The organism is Paenibacillus melissococcoides, from assembly GCA_944800085.1.
In the GTDB taxonomy this organism is placed as follows: Bacteria; Bacillota; Bacilli; order Paenibacillales; family Paenibacillaceae; genus Paenibacillus_B; species Paenibacillus_B melissococcoides.
In genome coordinates, this window is sequence record CALYLO010000006.1 from 99395 (window position 1) to 117234 (window position 17840).

21 protein-coding genes and 1 tRNA gene are annotated in these 17840 nt (G+C 54.9%); 19 read left to right on the forward strand and 3 right to left on the reverse strand.

What is annotated here, in order from left to right; translation table 11 throughout:
- The first annotated feature begins 7 nt into the window (after nt 1-7).
- The 6 genes from phoU to OCY70_RS20815 all read left to right on the forward strand — a co-directional run bounded on the left by phoU (nt 8) and on the right by OCY70_RS20815 (nt 6706).
- Nucleotides 8-667 carry a phosphate signaling complex protein PhoU gene (phoU, locus tag OCY70_RS20790; protein WP_133379145.1) on the forward strand — a complete coding sequence of 220 codons (660 nt, stop codon included), beginning with the start codon at nt 8-10 and terminating at the stop codon, nt 665-667.
- A gap of 445 nt (nt 668-1112) precedes the next feature.
- On the forward strand, nt 1113-3782 hold the full coding sequence (gene polA, locus OCY70_RS20795; protein ID WP_213425952.1) for a DNA polymerase I: 2670 nt from the start codon (nt 1113-1115) through the stop codon (nt 3780-3782).
- A 63-nt stretch (nt 3783-3845) separates the two neighbouring features.
- Nucleotides 3846-4676, forward strand: coding sequence for a DNA-formamidopyrimidine glycosylase (gene mutM / locus OCY70_RS20800; protein WP_213425951.1), 831 nt, complete (start codon nt 3846-3848; stop codon nt 4674-4676).
- Between the two features lie 111 nt (nt 4677-4787).
- Nucleotides 4788-5498, forward strand: a complete 711-nt coding sequence (locus OCY70_RS20805; RefSeq protein WP_213425950.1) for an MntP/YtaF family protein — start codon at nt 4788-4790, stop codon at nt 5496-5498.
- 30 nt (nt 5499-5528) lie between these two features.
- On the forward strand, nt 5529-6125 hold the full coding sequence (gene coaE / locus OCY70_RS20810; RefSeq protein WP_213425949.1) for a dephospho-CoA kinase: 597 nt from the start codon (nt 5529-5531) through the stop codon (nt 6123-6125).
- Nucleotides 6122-6706 carry a lytic transglycosylase domain-containing protein gene (locus OCY70_RS20815; protein ID WP_213425948.1) on the forward strand — a complete coding sequence of 195 codons (585 nt, stop codon included), beginning with the start codon at nt 6122-6124 and terminating at the stop codon, nt 6704-6706. Before coaE ends, OCY70_RS20815 begins: the two co-directional genes overlap by 4 nt.
- A gap of 53 nt (nt 6707-6759) precedes the next feature.
- On the opposite strand, the gene OCY70_RS20820 is transcribed toward OCY70_RS20815, so the two are convergent.
- Entirely contained in the window at nt 6760-6981 is a 222-nt protein-coding gene (locus tag OCY70_RS20820; protein ID WP_006679245.1) for an alpha/beta-type small acid-soluble spore protein, read from the reverse strand.
- Between the two features lie 122 nt (nt 6982-7103).
- Between OCY70_RS20820 and nrdR the strand changes: the two genes are divergently transcribed.
- Nucleotides 7104-7577 (forward strand): transcriptional regulator NrdR, encoded by a 474-nt coding sequence (nrdR, locus tag OCY70_RS20825; protein WP_040733970.1) that lies wholly within the window; start codon nt 7104-7106, stop codon nt 7575-7577.
- Nucleotides 7578-7668: 91 nt separating this feature from the next.
- On the opposite strand, the gene OCY70_RS20830 is transcribed toward nrdR, so the two are convergent.
- Together OCY70_RS20830 and OCY70_RS20835 are read right to left on the reverse strand one after the other, a co-directional pair.
- A tRNA-Ala gene (locus tag OCY70_RS20830) sits at nt 7669-7743 on the reverse strand.
- 55 nt (nt 7744-7798) lie between these two features.
- On the reverse strand, nt 7799-8053 hold the full coding sequence (locus tag OCY70_RS20835) for a hypothetical protein (RefSeq protein WP_006679243.1): 255 nt from the start codon (nt 8051-8053) through the stop codon (nt 7799-7801).
- Between the two features lie 168 nt (nt 8054-8221).
- On the opposite strand from OCY70_RS20835, the gene OCY70_RS20840 reads away from it, so the two are divergent.
- The 12 genes from OCY70_RS20840 (at nt 8222) to OCY70_RS20895 (ending at nt 17822) form a co-directional block, all read left to right on the forward strand.
- A complete protein-coding gene (locus OCY70_RS20840; protein WP_213425947.1) occupies nt 8222-9124 on the forward strand; it encodes an AraC family transcriptional regulator in 903 nt (300 codons plus the stop codon).
- A 136-nt stretch (nt 9125-9260) separates the two neighbouring features.
- On the forward strand, nt 9261-10232 hold the full coding sequence (locus OCY70_RS20845) for an N-acetylglucosamine kinase (protein ID WP_213425946.1): 972 nt from the start codon (nt 9261-9263) through the stop codon (nt 10230-10232).
- Nucleotides 10233-10285: 53 nt separating this feature from the next.
- Complete coding sequence (locus OCY70_RS20850; protein ID WP_213425945.1) at nt 10286-11596, forward strand: 6-phospho-beta-glucosidase; 1311 nt, start codon at nt 10286-10288, stop codon at nt 11594-11596.
- A gap of 140 nt (nt 11597-11736) precedes the next feature.
- A complete protein-coding gene (locus OCY70_RS20855; protein WP_213425944.1) occupies nt 11737-12135 on the forward strand; it encodes a phage holin family protein in 399 nt (132 codons plus the stop codon).
- Nucleotides 12136-12352: 217 nt separating this feature from the next.
- Nucleotides 12353-12730, forward strand: a complete 378-nt coding sequence (locus tag OCY70_RS20860; RefSeq protein WP_133379128.1) for a cytochrome C oxidase subunit II — start codon at nt 12353-12355, stop codon at nt 12728-12730.
- A gap of 113 nt (nt 12731-12843) precedes the next feature.
- Entirely contained in the window at nt 12844-13266 is a 423-nt protein-coding gene (locus OCY70_RS20865; RefSeq protein ID WP_213425943.1) for a DUF86 domain-containing protein, read from the forward strand.
- A gap of 63 nt (nt 13267-13329) precedes the next feature.
- Nucleotides 13330-13965: a helix-turn-helix transcriptional regulator gene (locus OCY70_RS20870; protein WP_213425942.1), complete on the forward strand. Its 636-nt coding sequence runs from the start codon at nt 13330-13332 to the stop codon at nt 13963-13965.
- Between the two features lie 293 nt (nt 13966-14258).
- A complete protein-coding gene (locus OCY70_RS20875) occupies nt 14259-14735 on the forward strand; it encodes a chemotaxis protein (protein ID WP_213425941.1) in 477 nt (158 codons plus the stop codon).
- Between the two features lies 1 nt (nt 14736).
- Nucleotides 14737-15078: a YtxH domain-containing protein gene (locus OCY70_RS20880; RefSeq protein WP_213425940.1), complete on the forward strand. Its 342-nt coding sequence runs from the start codon at nt 14737-14739 to the stop codon at nt 15076-15078.
- A gap of 250 nt (nt 15079-15328) precedes the next feature.
- Entirely contained in the window at nt 15329-16138 is an 810-nt protein-coding gene (gene racE / locus OCY70_RS20885) for a glutamate racemase (protein WP_283776692.1), read from the forward strand.
- Nucleotides 16139-16281: 143 nt separating this feature from the next.
- Nucleotides 16282-17496 carry a M14 family metallopeptidase gene (locus tag OCY70_RS20890; RefSeq protein ID WP_213426010.1) on the forward strand — a complete coding sequence of 405 codons (1215 nt, stop codon included), beginning with the start codon at nt 16282-16284 and terminating at the stop codon, nt 17494-17496.
- 65 nt (nt 17497-17561) lie between these two features.
- Nucleotides 17562-17822, forward strand: coding sequence for a hypothetical protein (locus OCY70_RS20895; protein WP_213425939.1), 261 nt, complete (start codon nt 17562-17564; stop codon nt 17820-17822).
- Nucleotides 17823-17840 lie beyond the last annotated feature (18 nt).

The following is a 17840-nucleotide window of genomic DNA, read 5'->3' on the forward strand; positions in this document are numbered from 1 at the left end:
AACCAGGATGATTAAGCGCAGGGAATTCGATCTGGGGTTGGATGAGCTCAGCCGCCTGCTCGAACAAATGGGCAGCCATGTGGAGCGCGCGTTGTTCGAATCGATAGAATCGTTGAAGACGATGGACGCGGAGCGCGCCCGGGCAATCATTAACGAGGATCCGACTCTGAACCGGATGGAGGATAATATTATCGAACTGGGCTCGAAGCTGATTTTGACGCAGCAGCCGGTCGCCAAAGATTTGCGGCGCATCCTTGTCGCCTTCCGCATCTCTAGCGATCTGGAGCGGATGGGCGATCTGTCGATCGACATCGCCAAGGTCGTGCTGCGGATAGAAGGCCAGACGCTGATGAAGCCGCTTATCGACCTTCCGCGCATGGCCGAGATTGTCCAGCAGATGATTACCGATTCGATTCGGGCCTATGTGCAGGAAGATATCGATCTGGCTTACAAAATGGCGAAAGACGATGATCAAGTCGACCAGCTGTACAGCCAGATCTTCCGCGAGCTGCTCAGCTACGTGCTCGAAAATCCGCACAACGCCTCCCAGGCGATGCTGCTCACCTTCGTCGGCAGATATATCGAACGGATTGCCGACCACGCCACCAACATCGGCGAGTCGGTCGTCTATCTCGTCACCAACGAACGTCCTGATCTGAATAGTTGACGCCCTCTTGCTGGAACCGTCCGGAGCTGAATCCGGGCGGTTTTCATATTTGCTCCGTCTTATGCCGAATCCGCTTCTTCATAACCTCAGGTTGCTGCTCGCCTTGGCTGTTTATCCCCGTCGCTCAGAAAAGTACTTGCTGTGCCTTTTGCTCTTTCTCCCTACGACGCAGGAAATCGAAACGATTCCATATCTGCCGATAAGGCACGGAAAGGAAGCCTAACCCGTTGGGAGAGTGCTTATAAGGATACTGATGGGCGAGACCGACTCGTAGGGAGGATGACCATTTGGCGGTGATGACTCAACCTGACCCGTTGGGAGCGGCAATTAATGTAAGTGAATGCCGTTCGGCTTCCGATCTTGGGGCCGCGTTCATATTCGATTTCCTATTCGGGTTCGCGCTATGCTATCATGAAAACATGAGACGGGATTGAGGTGTTTATTAATGAAGGAAAAATGGATCGTAATCGACGGCAACAGCATTATTTACCGTGCTTTTTTTGCGATGCCGCCATTGTCGAACTCACTAGGTTTGCATACCAATGCCGTATTCGGCTTTACGCAGATGCTGCTTCGTATACTGGAGGAGGAGCAGCCGACTCATATGCTGGTCGCGTTTGACGCGGGCAAGGAGACGTTCCGTCACGGAGACTATCAGGATTACAAGGGCGGCCGGGAAAAGACCCCGCCGGAGCTGTCCGAGCAGTTTCCGCTGCTGAAGGAGCTGTTAACGGCGATGGGCATCGCCCATTTCGAGCTCGCGGGCTACGAGGCGGATGATATCATTGGCACGATGACCCGCCAGGCGGATGAAGCGGGACAGACGATGTATGTCGTCACCGGCGACAAGGACATGCTTCAGCTCGCTTCCGGGCACGTGTCCGTGCTGCTTACGCGCAAGGGCGTGACGGAGGTGGAGAAGTACACACCGGGCGAGATAGAGGAGAAGTACGGGTTGAAGCCGGAACAGATTATCGATCTGAAAGGATTGATGGGAGACACCTCTGATAATATCCCGGGCGTTCCGGGGATTGGAGAGAAGACGGCGCTGAAGCTGCTGCATCAGTATGCGAGTGTCGAGAGCGTGCTGGAGCATGTGGACGAGCTGAAGGGCAAGATGAAGGAGAATCTGGTCAACCATGCGGAAGATGCCCGGATGAGCAAGCGGCTCGCCACCATTTTCCGGGAGGTTCCGCTTGATCTGCCGCCGGAGCAGATGAAGTTCGACGGCTTGCAGGCGGAGACGCTTCAGGCTCTCCGCAAGCTTGAGTTCAGGTCCGTTATCGAGCGGCTTGAAAAAGCCGGTGTCGGTGGGGAAGCCAAGCCTGCGGCCGTCGATGAATCGCTCTCTGCGGAGCGTCTCAATGTCCGTCTGGCCGGAGAAAGCGGATGGGACGGGCTGAATGAGACGCTCGCCGCCGCTGACGTGCTGATTGTGGAGGCCCATGGCGACAATCCGCATCAAGCGGAGCTCATCGGCCTGCTCGTCGGCACAGAGGAAGAGAACTGGTATGTGACGGCAGATGAACTGCAGAGCGAAGAGGCGGCCGAGCTGCGTGCGTGGCTCAGAGACGGGCAGCGTACAAAAAGCGGCTATGATCTCCACTATAACGAGCTGGTGCTTCATTGGGAGGGAGTTCCGCTGGAAGGAGCCGTCTTCGACGTCCATCTTGCAGCCTATCTCCTTAATCCGGAGGATGCTTCGGCTACGCTGCAGTCCGTGGCGGTGAAGTACGGCCTGCCGTCCTCTCGGGACAATGACGCCGTATACGGCAAGGGCGCCAAATTCAAGGTGCCGGAGAAGACCGTCGTCGCGGAGCATGCGGCTCGCAAGGCGAAGCTCGTCCGGCTGCTGAAGCCGGTGATGGAGAAGGCGCTGGAAGAGCAGGAGATGAACCGGCTCTATTATGATCTGGAGCTGCCTCTCTCCAAGGTATTGGCACAGATGGAGAAGACGGGAATTCGGGTGAACAAGCAGAGTCTTCACGACTTGGGCACGAACTTCAAGCAGCAGATCGAGGAGACGATGGCGCGCATCTACGAGTTGGCCGGCACGGAATTCAATATCGGATCGCCGAAGCAGTTGGGCGAGATTCTGTTCGACAAGCTGGGTTTGCCGGTCATCAAGAAGACGAAGACGGGATATTCGACCGATGCCGAGGTGCTGGAAAAGCTGGAGCCGTACCATGATATCATTCCGCTCATCTTGCTCTACCGGCAGATGACGAAGCTGCAGTCCACCTATATTGAAGGGCTGCTGAAGGAAGTGCGCGAGAGCACGGGCAAGGTCCATACGTATTACCGTCAGACGATTGCGGCGACGGGGCGTCTGAGCAGCCAGTATCCGAATCTTCAAAACATTCCGATCCGGCTGGAGGAAGGGCGGCAAATCCGCCAGGCATTCGTGCCTTCGGAGCCGGGCTGGCACATTGTCGCTGCCGACTACTCTCAGATCGAGCTTCGGGTCCTGGCCCATATCTCTGGCGACGACAAGCTGAAAGAAGCGTTCATCCACGATATGGACATTCATACGAAGACCGCGATGGACGTCTTCGGCGTCGCCGCCGACCAGGTCGATTCCAATATGCGCCGCCAAGCGAAGGCCGTCAACTTCGGCATCGTCTATGGAATCAGCGACTACGGGCTGTCCCAGAACCTGCATATTACGCGCAAGGAAGCCGCCGCGTTCATCGATCAATACTTCCATGTGTTCCGCGGCGTGCGCCAATATATGGACGATATCGTCAAGCAGGCGCGGCAGGACGGCTACGTCACGACGCTGCTTGAACGCAGACGATATCTCAAAGATATCAACGCATCGAACTACAATCTTCGTTCGTTCGCGGAACGGACGGCGATGAATACGCCGATCCAGGGAACCGCCGCCGATATTATCAAGCTGGCGATGGTGCAGATGGATGCCAAGCTGAAGGAGCTGGGCTTGAAGAGCCGGATGCTGCTTCAGGTGCACGACGAATTGGTGTTCGAGGTGCCGGAGGATGAAGTGGACACGATGAAGAAGCTGGTGCCGGAAGTCATGGAAGCGGCTTTGAAGCTCGATGTGCCGCTTCGGGCCGATGTCAGCTCCGGCAGCAATTGGTACGAAGCGAAGTAAATCAAGACCAGTACTCCGCAGGAGGACAATATTCGGTATAATGGACAACGAGAGGTGATTGACATGCCGGAATTGCCGGAAGTGGAGACTGTCAAAAGGACATTAAATACGCTGGTGGCGGGAAAGACGATTGAGCGCGTAACCGTTACGCTCCCCCGCATCATCCAGCGTCCAGCGAATATAGAAGAGTTCTGCGACGCATTGAGCGGACATACGATTGAACAAGTAGAGCGGCGGGGCAAGTTCCTCCGCATTTTGCTGGACGGGCTGACGCTGGTGTCCCATCTGCGGATGGAAGGGCGCTACGGCCTGTTCCAGGCAGGAGAGCCGGTGGAGAAGCATACCCACGTCATCTTCCATCTGACGGACGGCAGCGAGCTGCGGTACAAGGACGTGCGCCAGTTCGGCACAATGCATCTGTTCCGGCGCGGCGAGGAATGGGGCATGCCGCCGCTGCAGAAGCTGGGGGTGGAGCCGCTCTCGGATCAGTTCACGCCCGAAGTGCTGACCGCTCTGCTGCGCAAGCGCCGCAGCTTCATTAAGCCGGTGCTTCTCAATCAGCATGTCGTGGCAGGCATCGGGAATATCTATGTGGATGAAGCGTTGTTCCGGGCAGGCATTCATCCGCTGCGTCCGGCGGACGAGCTGACCGACGCCGAATGCGCCCGTTTGCACGAAGCGATTGTCGCCACGTTGACCGAGGCGGTCGAGGCCGGAGGCTCCTCTATCAAGTCCTATGTCAACGGACAGGGTGAGATGGGCATGTTCCAGCATCAGCTTCAAATGTACGGGCGCCAAGGCGAGCCGTGCATCCGCTGCGGCCAAATCATTGAAAAGAGCGTCGTCGGAGGCAGGGGCACGCACTATTGCCCGCGCTGCCAGAAGCATGCCTAATACGCCAATTAGCATTCACCCCTCTCCGCTATTGCCCATATGATGGGGTATACCGGCGGGAAGCCCGCGCTTAGGCGCGGCCGGTTCTCGCCGAGCAGGGAGGGAAATGCGATGCTAATCCAAGCAGCGTCCATGTTCGTCTTGGCTTTTGCGTTGAGCCTTGATAGCTTCGGAGTCGGAATGACCTACGGTCTTCGCCGCGTGCGTATCCCGATATTTTCGATCGTAATCATTTCGATATGCTCCGGAATGTTCATCTGGCTGTCGATGCAGGCCGGAGGGCTCCTGGTGCGGTACGTATCTCCAGCCGCTGCGCAGTGGACCGGATCGGTTATCCTGATTGCAATCGGGGCCTGGGCGATTATCCAACTGCTTCGCAAGAAGGAGGATACGCCGGAAGCGGGCCGAAGCAGGAGCGGCGGCATGAAGCCGATTCCTCCGCAGGAGCTGAAGGAATGGATCGGCCGGGCGGAATCGAAGCCGCTTATCCGCATCCAGCTGCGCCGTCTCGGCTTAGTCATTCAAATATTGAAGACGCCTTCCGCTGCCGATATCGATCGCTCGGGAAGCATCAGCGCCGCCGAAGCGGCATGGCTCGGAGCCGCGCTGTCGCTTGATGCGTTCGGCGCAGGGATCGGGGCATCCCTGCTTGGCTACCCGTCTTTGCTGACGGCGCTTGTGATCGCTTTATTCAGCGGCGCCTTTTTGCGGGCAGGCATGCATCTGGGAATGAGGTTCTCGCATCAGCGCTGGATTCAGAGAATATCATTCCTGCCAGGTTTGTTGTTAATGTTGATGGGGATGCTAAAATTGATATCCTAATGTAAGCAGGCAAATAAATGAGGTGAAGGCATGAACATCGGATTAACCGGCGGCATTGCGTCGGGGAAAAGCACCGTCTCCCGTCTGCTCGTGGAACGGGGCGCTCTGCTTGTTGATGCTGACCGGATTGCCAGGGAGATCGTGCTTCCTGGCAGTCCCGCGTTAGATCAGATCGCGGAACGGTTCGGAGCGGACATGCTGCTGCCGGACGGCTCGCTTGACCGCAAGCGGCTTGGCAACGTTGTATTTTCCAATACAGCCGAGCGGAAAGCGCTTGAAGAGATTACCCATCCGGCCATCCGGCAGGAGATGATGACGCAGATGCGCCGGCTGGAGGGAGAGCATCCGCAATCCCTTGTTGTCGTGGACGTGCCGCTGCTGTACGAGTCCGGCTTGACTGATCGCTTCGAGGAGATCGTCGTCGTCTACGTCCCGAAAGAAATCCAATTGGAGCGCTTGATGCGGCGGGACGGGTTAACCGAAGCGGAGGCATCCGAACGCCTTCTCTCTCAGTGGGACATTGAGATGAAGCGGGAACGGGCGGATTATGTCATCGACAATAGCAAGGGAATGGAAGAGACTCGGCAGCAGGTGGAACAGTTCTTGCGTCAGAAAGGCTTGCTATGAGCCGAATCATGAATCTGATGCGGAAGAAGCGTTTTTTGCTCGTTCTCTTTCTCGGGTTTCTATTTATACTATTCGTGCAATCGCAATGGCTGGGCCGCTGGATGTATCCGATTCCATATGAGGAAGAGATTCGGAAGCACGCAGCCAAGTACAAGATGGATCCGCTGCTGGTGGCGGCGATCATTCGGGTAGAGACGAATTATCAGGCTGGCCAGGAATCCCGGAAGGGCGCCATCGGGGTGATGCAGCTCATGCCGGAGACCGCCTCGTGGGCGATGGAGCAGCTCAATCTGGATACGCATTGGACGATGGAGGAATTGAAGTACGAGATCGACCCGAACATTCATATCGGCACCTGGTATTTGCAATCGCTGCATAAGCAGTTCAACGGGAACTGGATTGCGGCGATCGCGGCGTATAACGCCGGTCCGGGCAATGTAAGCAAATGGCTCCGCAACAAGACATGGGACGGACGGTACGAGACCGTGAAGCAGCAGATTCCTTATGGGGAAACGAAGCTGTACGTACAGCGCGTAATCCATTATTATGATAAGTATAAGGACGTCTATGGGATGAAATGAATAAGCATCGGACAAGCCGGGGGTTACCGGCTTGCTCCGATGCTCATAATGCCTTATTTGAATTGTCCTGCTAGTTGTTGCTCCGCGATTTGTACCAGGCGCTTCGTGATGTATCCCCCGATCGAACCGGTGTCGCGGGTTGCCATGTTGCCATAGTATCCGTCTTGCGGAATGGCAATGCCCAATTCTTGAGCGATCTCGAACTTCATTTGCTCGAGAGCTGCAGTTGCTTGAGGTACAACCAGGTTGTTGCTGGAACGGTTGTTTTGGGCCATATCTGTTCACCTCCTTGCGGTTGGTAATTGTATTGTGTGCATTCTCGCTAAGTTCATTACAGGTAACGACTGGTATTTTCTATATTAACCGAGTTCAATCGGGAAGTAAGGAGGAACAACATTTGAAATGTCCTTTTTGTGATCATCTTGGAACGAAAGTGCTGGATTCCCGGCCTGCCAATGATAACAAGTCCATCCGGAGGAGAAGGGAATGCGAGCTGTGCAGCCGGCGGTTCACGACCTTTGAAATGGTCGAAGAGACGCCGCTGATTGTCATTAAGAAGGATGGAAGCCGTGAGGAGTTCAGCCGCGACAAGATGCTGCGAGGCCTGATTCGGGCTTGTGAGAAAAGGCCGGTCTCGGTGGAACGGCTGGAGATGATAGCGTCGGAAGTGGAGAAGCAGCTCCGGAATACGGCTCATGCCGAAGTAGAGAGCCGCATTATCGGCGAGCGGGTGATGGAGCAATTGTATCCGGTCGATGAAGTGGCCTATGTCCGATTTGCTTCCGTATACCGCCAGTTCAAGGATATCAATATGTTCATGAAGGAACTTACCCACTTGCTGTCCAAAAATTCTCTAGGGGAGCATTCATGAAGAACCCGCATCTTAGAACCCTTGCGGGTTCTTTGTTGTAGACATAACAAAAAGAACATCTTCATCCAGATGTTCTCGAGTGTAGCTATGATGGTGGAGCATAGCGGATTCGAACCGCTGACCTCTTCACTGCCAGTGAAGCGTTCTCCCCCTGAACTAATGCCCCGTTACCTGTTACATTATACCACCACATGCCTCGAATTGCAACAGGATTTATTTAATTATTCTGCAAGCATGTCGGATAAATGGACTTGGCTGTCAATTTGCTCCGCGAAGCGGTTCAGACATGAGCAAATGAAGTCTTTTCTGCATACGGGACAAGGAATGGAGAGCAAGCGGCTGATCGTAATTGCTCCTTTGTTGTAGATGACGCGGCATTGAGTGCCGTCCTGCAATTTCACTTTGACTTGATACAGGTTGTCTTCATCATTGCGCTCAATTAACGTCTTTTCCTTTACAATCGGTTGGTAGTTCACGGGTAGGTCACCTGCTCCCTTTAGTTTTTTTGCATTTTACATCTTAATGTCTTTGTATTGCCTTTGTCAATTTATTTGTGTACAAGACGCGAAATGTTTTTCTTTGCGGAATTGGCTTTTTTTGCTGTAATAGAAGGAGAACGTTTCCATTGCGGAGGTGAAGCTTGAATGGATCGGAATGTACGTACCGAACCCCGGGAAAAGCCGAAGGCCATCATGCCTGATCCGGTCAGTTGGCCTACGCCGATGCCGTATCTCGTGTCGACGACGGAAGGAGTGAGTCCGGGCTTTCAACGGCTCCATTGGCACCGGGAACTGGAGATTAATTATATCCGGGGCGGAACAGGATTTTATGTGATCAATGGTGTGAAATATCAGCTTCAAGCAGGAGATATTATCCTCATCAATGGACAGGACCTGCATCGCGCCTTCGAGACGGATCATCTGGTCATCGACGTTCATATGTTCGATCCCGGAATGCTGGCCATGGAGATGCGCTATGACCATGATTTGCTCCGCCCGTTCCGGGAACAGGGCGTACAGTTCACCAATCTGCTCAATCGGGACATGCCGGGATATGATGAATTGATTGCGATTCTCCTCAATATGAAGGAGGAGATGAATATGAGGGCTCCGTCTTACGCATCGGTCATCCGGGCGCAATTGACCCGCTTCCTCGCGCTTGTGAACCGCCACGGCGCTATCTCTGAAGGGGAGCCGGCGCCGGTGAAGCACCGCGGAATTCATACGCTGAAGGAGCTGATTGTAACGATGGAGCTCAATCTGGCATACCCGTGGACACTGAAGGAATTGGCCGAGCTGACCCATTTGAGCCCGTCCCGGTTCAGCGCCTTGTTCCAACAGGCCGTCGGCACGTCGCCGCTTGATTATCTTATCCAACTCCGGCTGACCCAAGCGGTTCATTTATTGGAATCGTCGGATGAGAAAATTATTGATATTGCATCAGAATGCGGATTTCGGAATTTATCGAATTTCAACCGTCTGTTCCGGCAGCTGTTCGGAGTGTCGCAGAGCGAAATCCGCAACCAGCGAACGAAGAAAAAACAGTAAGATCATATTAGTTTACACGAGGTTAGTAGTAGTTAATGGGATAAATCAAATTGTAAAGTAGGGATATAGCACAGATAATGTATTCGCACGTGAAGGTGCGGAGGGGTGCATTTGCAGATGAATGGGAGAGAACTCGATGAGCATCTACTTAGGAGTCGACGCAGGAGGGAGCAAGACGCACGCCTTGCTGGTCGATGCGGTTGGGAATGTGCTGGGCACAGGCCTGTCCGGCAATGGAAATCATCAGATTGACCGGGACGGGGCCGCCCGCAATATTCGGGCCGCTTGTGAAGGCGCGCTTGCATCGGCTGGATTGAGGCACGAGGATGTCACCTACGCTTACTTCGGATTGGCTGGAGCGGATCGCGAGCCGGATTACGTCATCCTGCGGCCGATGATTGCCGAGATGGGCTTCGCCAGGCACGCGATTGCCTGCGACACGATGATCGGCATGCGGGCCGGCACGGATCGTCCGTACGGCGGCGTTATCATCAGCGGTACGGGCTTCAACAGCGCCGCGCGCAACCGCCATGGCGAGGAATTGCAGTATGGAGGCTACGGCCATCTATTCGGCGACGGATTCGGCGCAGGATCCAGCCTGGCGGTATTGGCCTTCCGGGCGGTCATTCGAGAGTGGGACGGCCGCGGGGACAAGACGGGACTCACGCCGCTTGTACTGAAGGAAATGAATTACAGAACCGTGGAGGCTATGTATACCGATGTGCTGGATAACGGCGTTCTGGTGCCGCGGGATCTGGTCAAATGCTTGTTCGAAGCGGCCGCTCAGGGCGATGCCGTCGCGCAGCGGATTTTGGAAGAGGAAGGAACGGAGCTCGGCAATGCGGTCAATGCGTTGATTCGCCGGCTGAACATGACGGATGACGAATTCGATGTCGTCCTTATCGGGAGCGTGTTAATGCGGGGCAAAGGCTCTTATCTTCAAGATGCGGTCGCCCGGGAAGTGAGCCGGGTGGCGCCCAAAGCCCGCTGCGTCCGGCTGCAATCGGATCCGGTCGTGGGGGCCGTGCTGAGCGCGATGGATGAAGCGGGAGTCATCATCAGCCCGGAGCTGGACGCACGGTTGAAGTCTTTCACTTTTCCCGGATAAGCTTCGATCATAAGTTAAAGCGATTTGCTTTTCAAAATGAAGGAGGTACGAACATGGGAGACAACAACGGGTTGAAAATTGCAGTGATTGGCGGCGGCTCTTCGTATACGCCGGAGATCGTGGAAGGATTTATTCGCAACTATGAGCAAATGCCAATCCGCGAATTGTGGCTGGTTGATATCGAACAAGGCAAGCATAAGCTGGATATTGTCGGCAACCTGGCGAAGCGCATGGTCCAGGAATCGGGCTACCCAATCGATGTCCACCTTTCGCTGGACCGGGAGCGCGCGATTGAAGGCGCCGATTTCGTCACGACGCAAATGCGAGTCGGTCTGCTCGAAGCCCGGAAGCGGGACGAGCATATTCCGATTCAGCATGGGGTGATCGGTCAGGAGACGACAGGCCCAGGGGGGATGATGAAGGCCCTGCGAACGATTCCTGTCCTGCTGGAGATCTGCCGTGACATAGAGCGGTTGGCGCCGAATGCCTGGATGCTCAATTTCACCAACCCGGCAGGCATTGTTACGGAAGCAGTGGCGAAGCATAGCCGTGTCCAATCGATCGGATTGTGCAACTCGCCGATCAACGTCAAGAAATTCCTGTCTGCGGAATATGGAGTATCCGAGGCCGAGGTGCTGCCGGAATTCGTCGGCATCAACCATCTTCATTGGGTTACTTCGGCTGCCGTCAAGGGCGAGGAGAAGCTTCCGGAGCTATTGGCCGGAGGGAAAGCGTATAATGCGAAGAACGTGCCGACGACAGGCTGGGATCCGGAATTCTTAGTCTCCTTGGGAGCGATTCCGACGTATTATTTGAAATATTACTACCAGACGGACGAGATGTTCGAGGAGATGAAGGAATCGCTGGCGAAGAACGGAACGCGCGCCGATGTCGTCAGCCGCGTCGAGACCGAATTGTTCGAGCTGTATAAGGATGAATCCCTACGGGAGAAGCCGAAGCAGCTGGAGCAGCGCGGCGGCGCTTATTACTCGGAAGCGGCCGTTAATCTGATGAATTCTATCTACAATGACAGACATGATATCCAGACGCTGAACGTGCTGAACGGCAGCATTTACGACTTCCTGCCGGCCGACGCCAGCATCGAGGTCAATTGCGTCGTCACGAAGCAAGGCCCGATTCCGCTGCCGCCGCGCTGGATTCCCGAACATATCAAAGGTCTGCTGCATGCGGTGAAGACCTACGAGCAGCTGACGATTGAAGCGGCGGTTACCGGAGATCGAGGAATTGCGCTGCAAGCGATGGTGCATCATCCGCTTGTCCCTTCTGTCCGCGTGGCGAAGGCGCTTCTGAATGAGATGCTGGAAGCGAATCGTGCGTATTTGCCGCAATTTTTCAAGCAATAATCACATCTATACCCTATACGGGCCGTGTCTCCTGGCGGAGGGCGGTCCGTATTTTTTTGTCAGGACGGAATCCGGCCGTGGCGGGATGGACAAGACCTTGCATACGATAATGTATCACGCAGCAAGAGGAGGTTGGTCCTATGAGACAGCTTGCTCTGAACAGCTTAAGCGGGCTCCTCGGGGGAATTGTCGCTTTCCTGTTCGGCAACTGGAGCCCGTTGTTATCGCTTTTTATCATCGCCATCGCTATTGATTATATCTCCGGCATCGCCGCATCGCTGCGGGAAGGCAAGGGCTTGAGCAGTGAAGTCGGGTTCTGGGGCCTGACCCGCAAAGGATTGATGCTGTTTATCGTCATCTTGGCCCATCATATGGATACGGTTTTCGGAACCGTGTGGATACGAGAAGGGGCCATCAGCTTTTATCTCGCGAACGAGCTCGTGTCCATTGTGGAAAACTATGGGCGTCTCGGTCTTCCGCTCCCGCCGAAGCTTCGGAAATTTATCACAAGCCTCAAAAATAACGAGGATAAACAATAAAGCGTGTTCACGAAAATGTCAAGAAAGAATGAAGCGTATCCGTCGGATGAAATCATGAAAATACGGCAAAAATAACGAAAATACTCTTTTCGTTCATCAATTCGTCACAAACTTCAAAAATGATTTAGAAAATTTCAAGTTAGGGTTGAGAGATTCAGGAAAGATTTTGTAATATAAAAGGTGACGAATGTAACTGACAAAGGGGCGTATGACAGTTATGCAAAAATGGGCAATGTTCACATTGTTCAGCATCGCGTGCGTATTCGCCATCGGATTGTTGCTCTTCAACATGCCGAAGGCAGAGCAAGAAGAAGCAGCTCCAGAAGGCGTTAAGCTTGTCAAGATCGTAGCGAGCAATGATTTTACGTTCGATCAGGCCGAATATAAGGTCAAGGCTGGAGAAAAGGTCCGCCTGAAGCTGGTGAATGAGTCCGGTTTTCACGGTGCTGCCATTGAAGATTTCAAGATCGATTTGAAAGACGGTCAAATGGAGAGGGACTTCGTTTTCGACAAGCCGGGGAAATATTTAATTCACTGTTCAGTCATGTGTGGTACAGGTCATGATGATATGAAATCTTATTTGATCGTGGAATAAGCAAGTTTTTCAGGAAAAGGGGCTGGCGGGCTCCTTTTTTTGTGCTTGCGGATCCTGTCCAGCTTCGATATGCTGTCTGTGACAGCGTCTGACAGAGAAGGGAGAGGCTAGCGATGTATTATGTGAATACCGCTCAGATCGAGGAACGGTTGAATATGGTTCCCGAAATCGTGGAAGCCGCGAATGCGATACGACACGGATGGGATGGCAGCCTGACCGCATCCTATGCGCAAGAACGGGCGCTACATATCGCCATTGAGCTGATTACCGATGTAGGCAGTCTGCTGATCGACGGATTTATGATGAGGGACGCCAGCAGCTATGAGGATATCGTGGATATTTTATCGCAAGAGGGAGCCATACCGGAGCGGCTGCATGACGGCCTGCTCGGCCTGGTTCGGCTGCGCAAACCGCTCGTCCAGGATTACGCTGCCTGGAAAAGAGGCGAACTCCATCCCGCCCTGGCGGAGCTGCCGGAGCTGCTGCCGCCGTTCGCCGAAGGCGCCCGCCAGTTCATAGCCAAAGAAAAGATCTAGTCTCGGTCGCCGGGATAAGATACAATGTCGATACCAAGACAACCCAAATAAAGGTGGTTACTATTGAAACAGTCTGATACGAAAACATCGACCCGCCAACAGATGCTGATGCTGCTCAAGACGAATGGAGCAATGTCGGCCGCCCAATTGGCCATGGAACTGAACATGACGGAAATGGGCGTGCGGAGGCATTTGTATTCGCTTGAGGAAGAAGGCCTGTTGGAAACCGAGATGGTTCGCCAGCCGATGGGCCGCCCGCTGCGTACATACCGGCTGTCGGCCCAAGGGGATGAACAGTTCCCGAAGCAATACCATCAGCTGATTCTGGACTTGCTGAAGGAGATGGAGGTCTGGCCGGAGGAAGAGGGAATTGGGAAGCTGTTCGAGAGCCGCAAGCAGTCGCTCATCGAAAAGTATGCCCCGCAGTTGGGCCAATCCAGCCTGGATGAACGCGTCGAAGCCCTGGGGACCATTCAGGATAAGAACGGATATATGGTCGAGACGGAGCGGGAAGAGGATGGAAGCTGGCTGCTGCATGAGTACAATTGCCCCATTGCGCAGGTAGCCCAGCATTATAAGCAGCCTTGTGCTTGCGAGTTGGCGCTGTTCCGCGAACTGCTGGACGCGGATGTGACCCGCACCGAATGCATCGCGGAGCAGGGCAAGCGCTGCACATACCGGATTCGCAAGCGAAGCTAACCGCCGGGAGGGAACTCCCGGTTTTTGCATATATGCTCGCTATCCCCTGAGCGGGAAGCGGATGTCCCTGTCTGCTTTTTATGCTCGTTATCCCCTTTGCGCAGGAAGCGAAGTCCTTGTCAGCCTCTTATGATCGCTATCCCAGTAGCGCAGGATTCGGATGTCTCCGTGCAAGCAATCAAGCGCCATTTTTTTTACGTGAAAGGTGTGTCAAGACAAGCCCGATCTATCTATACTGTCATTACAACATGGGCATTTGCCCGGGTTGATGCTGGAGATAGGGAGGGACCGCCATGATTGCGTGGAGCATTCTGCTTGCTGCCGTTGCCTGGACGGCACTGTGCGGTGCAGGGGTAGCCGTGCTGCTTCGCTTGGGCCGGACGCTGGCTAAGGCAGAGGAGTGTGCGTATGAAGCGAAGCGGCTGATTCGCCGGTTGTCGGCTCTATCCAAGAAGGCCGAGCGGACCGTAGAGGCAGCCGAGGAAGTGATCGGCGCCTTGAATGAATGGAGCGGCCCGCTTCGCCAGACCGGCAGGGTACTGTCGGACTGGGGGCGCAGGGCCGAGCGATGGTTCGGGCGCAAGGGGCAACAGGCGGACGGGTCACGGGGCGAGGCCGACTCCCGTTCCTGTCGGCCCTCCGGCCAATGGCTGGAATGGGCTGCGGCGGGATGGGACGAATGGCAGCGGCGTACGTTCCGGCACGAATCTCCGCCGGCATCCCGACGACAGCATGAACCCGGAGCAATGCCGACAGGAGGAGAGCAATAACATGGCAAATGGCAACAAGAAGTTCTGGATCGGGACGCTCGTCGGCGGTGTAGTGGGTTCGGTAGCGGCATTGCTCCTGGCGCCCAAATCGGGCCGCGAGCTGCGCGCCGATATTGCGGAGGGTGCTCAGCAGTTGAATGAGAAGACACAGCAGCTGGCGAAGCAGATTGGAGAGCAAAAAGATAACTTCGTGGCAGCCGCGCGGGAGAAGGCGTCCGGCATTCAGCAGCAATGGAACCAGTGGCGTCAGGCTGACGACGAAGCGGAGCTGACGGTGCTTGACGACACATTGGATGACTCTTCCGAGGAGACGGAGAAGGAATTGGAAGTTACACGAAGATAGTGCTATCGAACCCCTGCCACATGAATCGCAGCATCCCTGTTCTTCTTGGCACTCGCCAAGAGGGAGCAGGGATCTTTTCTTTGTACGGAGCGCTTCCCCGTAGCTGCTGTCTCTTGCGCTGTGTGAAAATGGTACGATAGCCGACTTGAACCTTGTCCGCATTGCTGTTAAGATCTAGGTACATTTTAGCTTTGCGGTACATATGGTATCACAGGTCAGTCAATCAAGAGACAAAGGAAGCGGTGTATTCGTGCAACAAGCTATAGCAATGCTCGATTCGGGTGTGGGAGGTTTGACGGTTGTCAAAGAAGTCATGCGCCAGCTTCCACAGGAACAAATTATTTATTTCGGCGATACCGCCCGCTCGCCTTACGGCCCCCGATCCTCGGATGAAGTGAGATTGTTTACGCGTCAAATCGTGGACTATCTTATCCAATTTCAGCCGAAGATGATCGTAATCGCCTGCAATACAGCGACGGCGGTCGCCTTAGAAGAGATTCGCGCTTATGTTCCGGTTCCGGTCGTTGGCGTCATCTACCCGGGAGCCCGGGCCGCGCTATCGGCCACGAAGACGGGCTATATCGGCGTCATCGGCACGGACGGGACGATTCGAAGCGGCGCCTACGAGCTGGCGCTCAAGCGGTTATCTCCTCATGTGGAGGCTGTCAGCAAGGCTTGCCCGACCTTCGCTCCTCTCGTCGAAAAAGGCTTGTTCCAATCCAGTGAAGCGCTCGGCGTTGTCCGGGAATCGCTGGAACCATTGCGCTCTTTGCCATTAGATACATTAATTTTGGGGTGCACGCACTATCCTTTTTTAACGGATGCGATTCAACTGGTCATGGGCCCGGACGTTCAACTCATCAACTCGGCCGAAGAGACCGCAAGGGAAATCAGTACGATTTTGCATGACAAAGGGGAGCTGGCCCATAGTTTGGATACGCCGGTTCACCAATTTTTTTGCAGCGGAGATCCGGAAATGTTCCAGAAGATTGCCCGCGCCTGGCTGGGCGAACAAATATGCGCCGTGCCCGTCGTGTGGCGAATGTCCCAAATCTTATAGCTATTATACGAATTTCTTTATGACAAAGAGCATGCCTTTCGCGTTTTCGCGGGAGAGCATGCTCTTTGGCATGCGACAACTCCAGTCATGTCCGCTTTGTACGGGGCATATGCATCTATGAGGAAGTGAAGGAGGTTCGAACGATGCATATCCCCTATACGATACAGCCTGGTGATACCTACCTGCGGATTTGCGCCCGGCATGGGATTAATCTGCCTGCGCTGTTGGCATACAATCCGCAGCTTGATCCCGGCCAATATGCGGTTCCCGGGCATGTTCTCAGGGTACCGGCTCGTCCATACGATACTTATGCCGTGCAGCCGAATGATACGTTTGGCCGGATTGCCGCCCGGCATGCCCTTCCAGAATCGCTGCTTCGCTCAGTGAATCCAGGCTTGCCCCCGGACCGGCTGGCGGTCGGGCAGAGGGTGTTCATTCCCTATGTGTGCACGAATGAGACGCTTCGGAAAAAAGCGGAGTATGGCCCTGTCCAGCTGATGGAAGATCTTCGGCAATTAAGCCGCCGCTATTCGTGCGTCCAAGTGGAGACGATCGGACATAGCGTCCTCGGCAAGCCGATTCTGGCCGTCAGCATCGGGCGCGGGAATGTGCCGATTCATGCGAATGGCGGTGTCCATGCGAATGAGTGGATTACTTCGGCGCTGCTTATGCAGTTCGTCGAAGATTACGCGCGGTCGTTCGATAGCGGAAAGCCATGGCTTGGCTGGGATGCGCGTACCGCTTACGAGCGAACGGTCTTGAAAATCGTGCCTATGGTCAATCCCGACGGCATCGAATTGGTGCAGGAAGGCATCTCGCCGCGACATCCGTTCTATTCCTCGGTCATGGAATGGAATCAGGGCTCCCGGCGCTTTCAACGTTGGAAAGCGAACATCCGCGGCGTTGACCTGAATGATCAGTTCCCGGCCCACTGGGAGGAGGAGCGGGCACGGCGCGGAATGCGTTCCCCGGCGCCGCTGAATTATGGCGGGGAGCATCCGTTGTCCGAGCCCGAGGCCGCCGCGCTCGCTTCCTATACGGAACGGAATTCGTTCGAGCTGGCCTTGTCCTTTCATACGCAAGGGCAGGAGATTTATTGGAACTACCGTGATTATGAGCCGCCCGAAGCGCTCACATGGGCGGAGCGGTTCGAAGCGGTCAGCGGGTACCGGGCCGTCAAGCTGTCGGGCAGTGACGCCGGATACAAGGATTGGTTCATTCAGCGCTTCCGCAAGCCCGGCTTCACGGTCGAGGCGGGCCTCGGCGCGAGCCCGCTTCCATTGCATGACTTCGACGGAATGTATAAGGAAGTGTCGGCGATTTTGCGGGAAGCCTTGAACGGGCAAGTCCAGGAATAGACTGTCTCAGGCGGGCCGTATGACGCGGGCCGGATGGCGCACACTAGAAGCAAGGGGGTGTGCGGATGGGCCGCAATCATATGTCCGCCAAGGCCGGAAGCAAACATCCTGTCCGCCGGATCATCCGGCTGTTCCGAGCGGCGCCGCGGCTGTTGTTCTCGCCCCGGGTACCGCTGAAGGAGAAAGGAATTTTTGCCGGACTGGCGCTGTTGTATTGGGTCATGCCCGATGTCATGCCATTTATGCCGATCGACGATATCCTGTTCACGATGATTTTAATGCCATGGTTCTCCAAACGGGTCATAAAATACGATCCCGTCCGCTAGAAGTTGTGGTCAAACCGG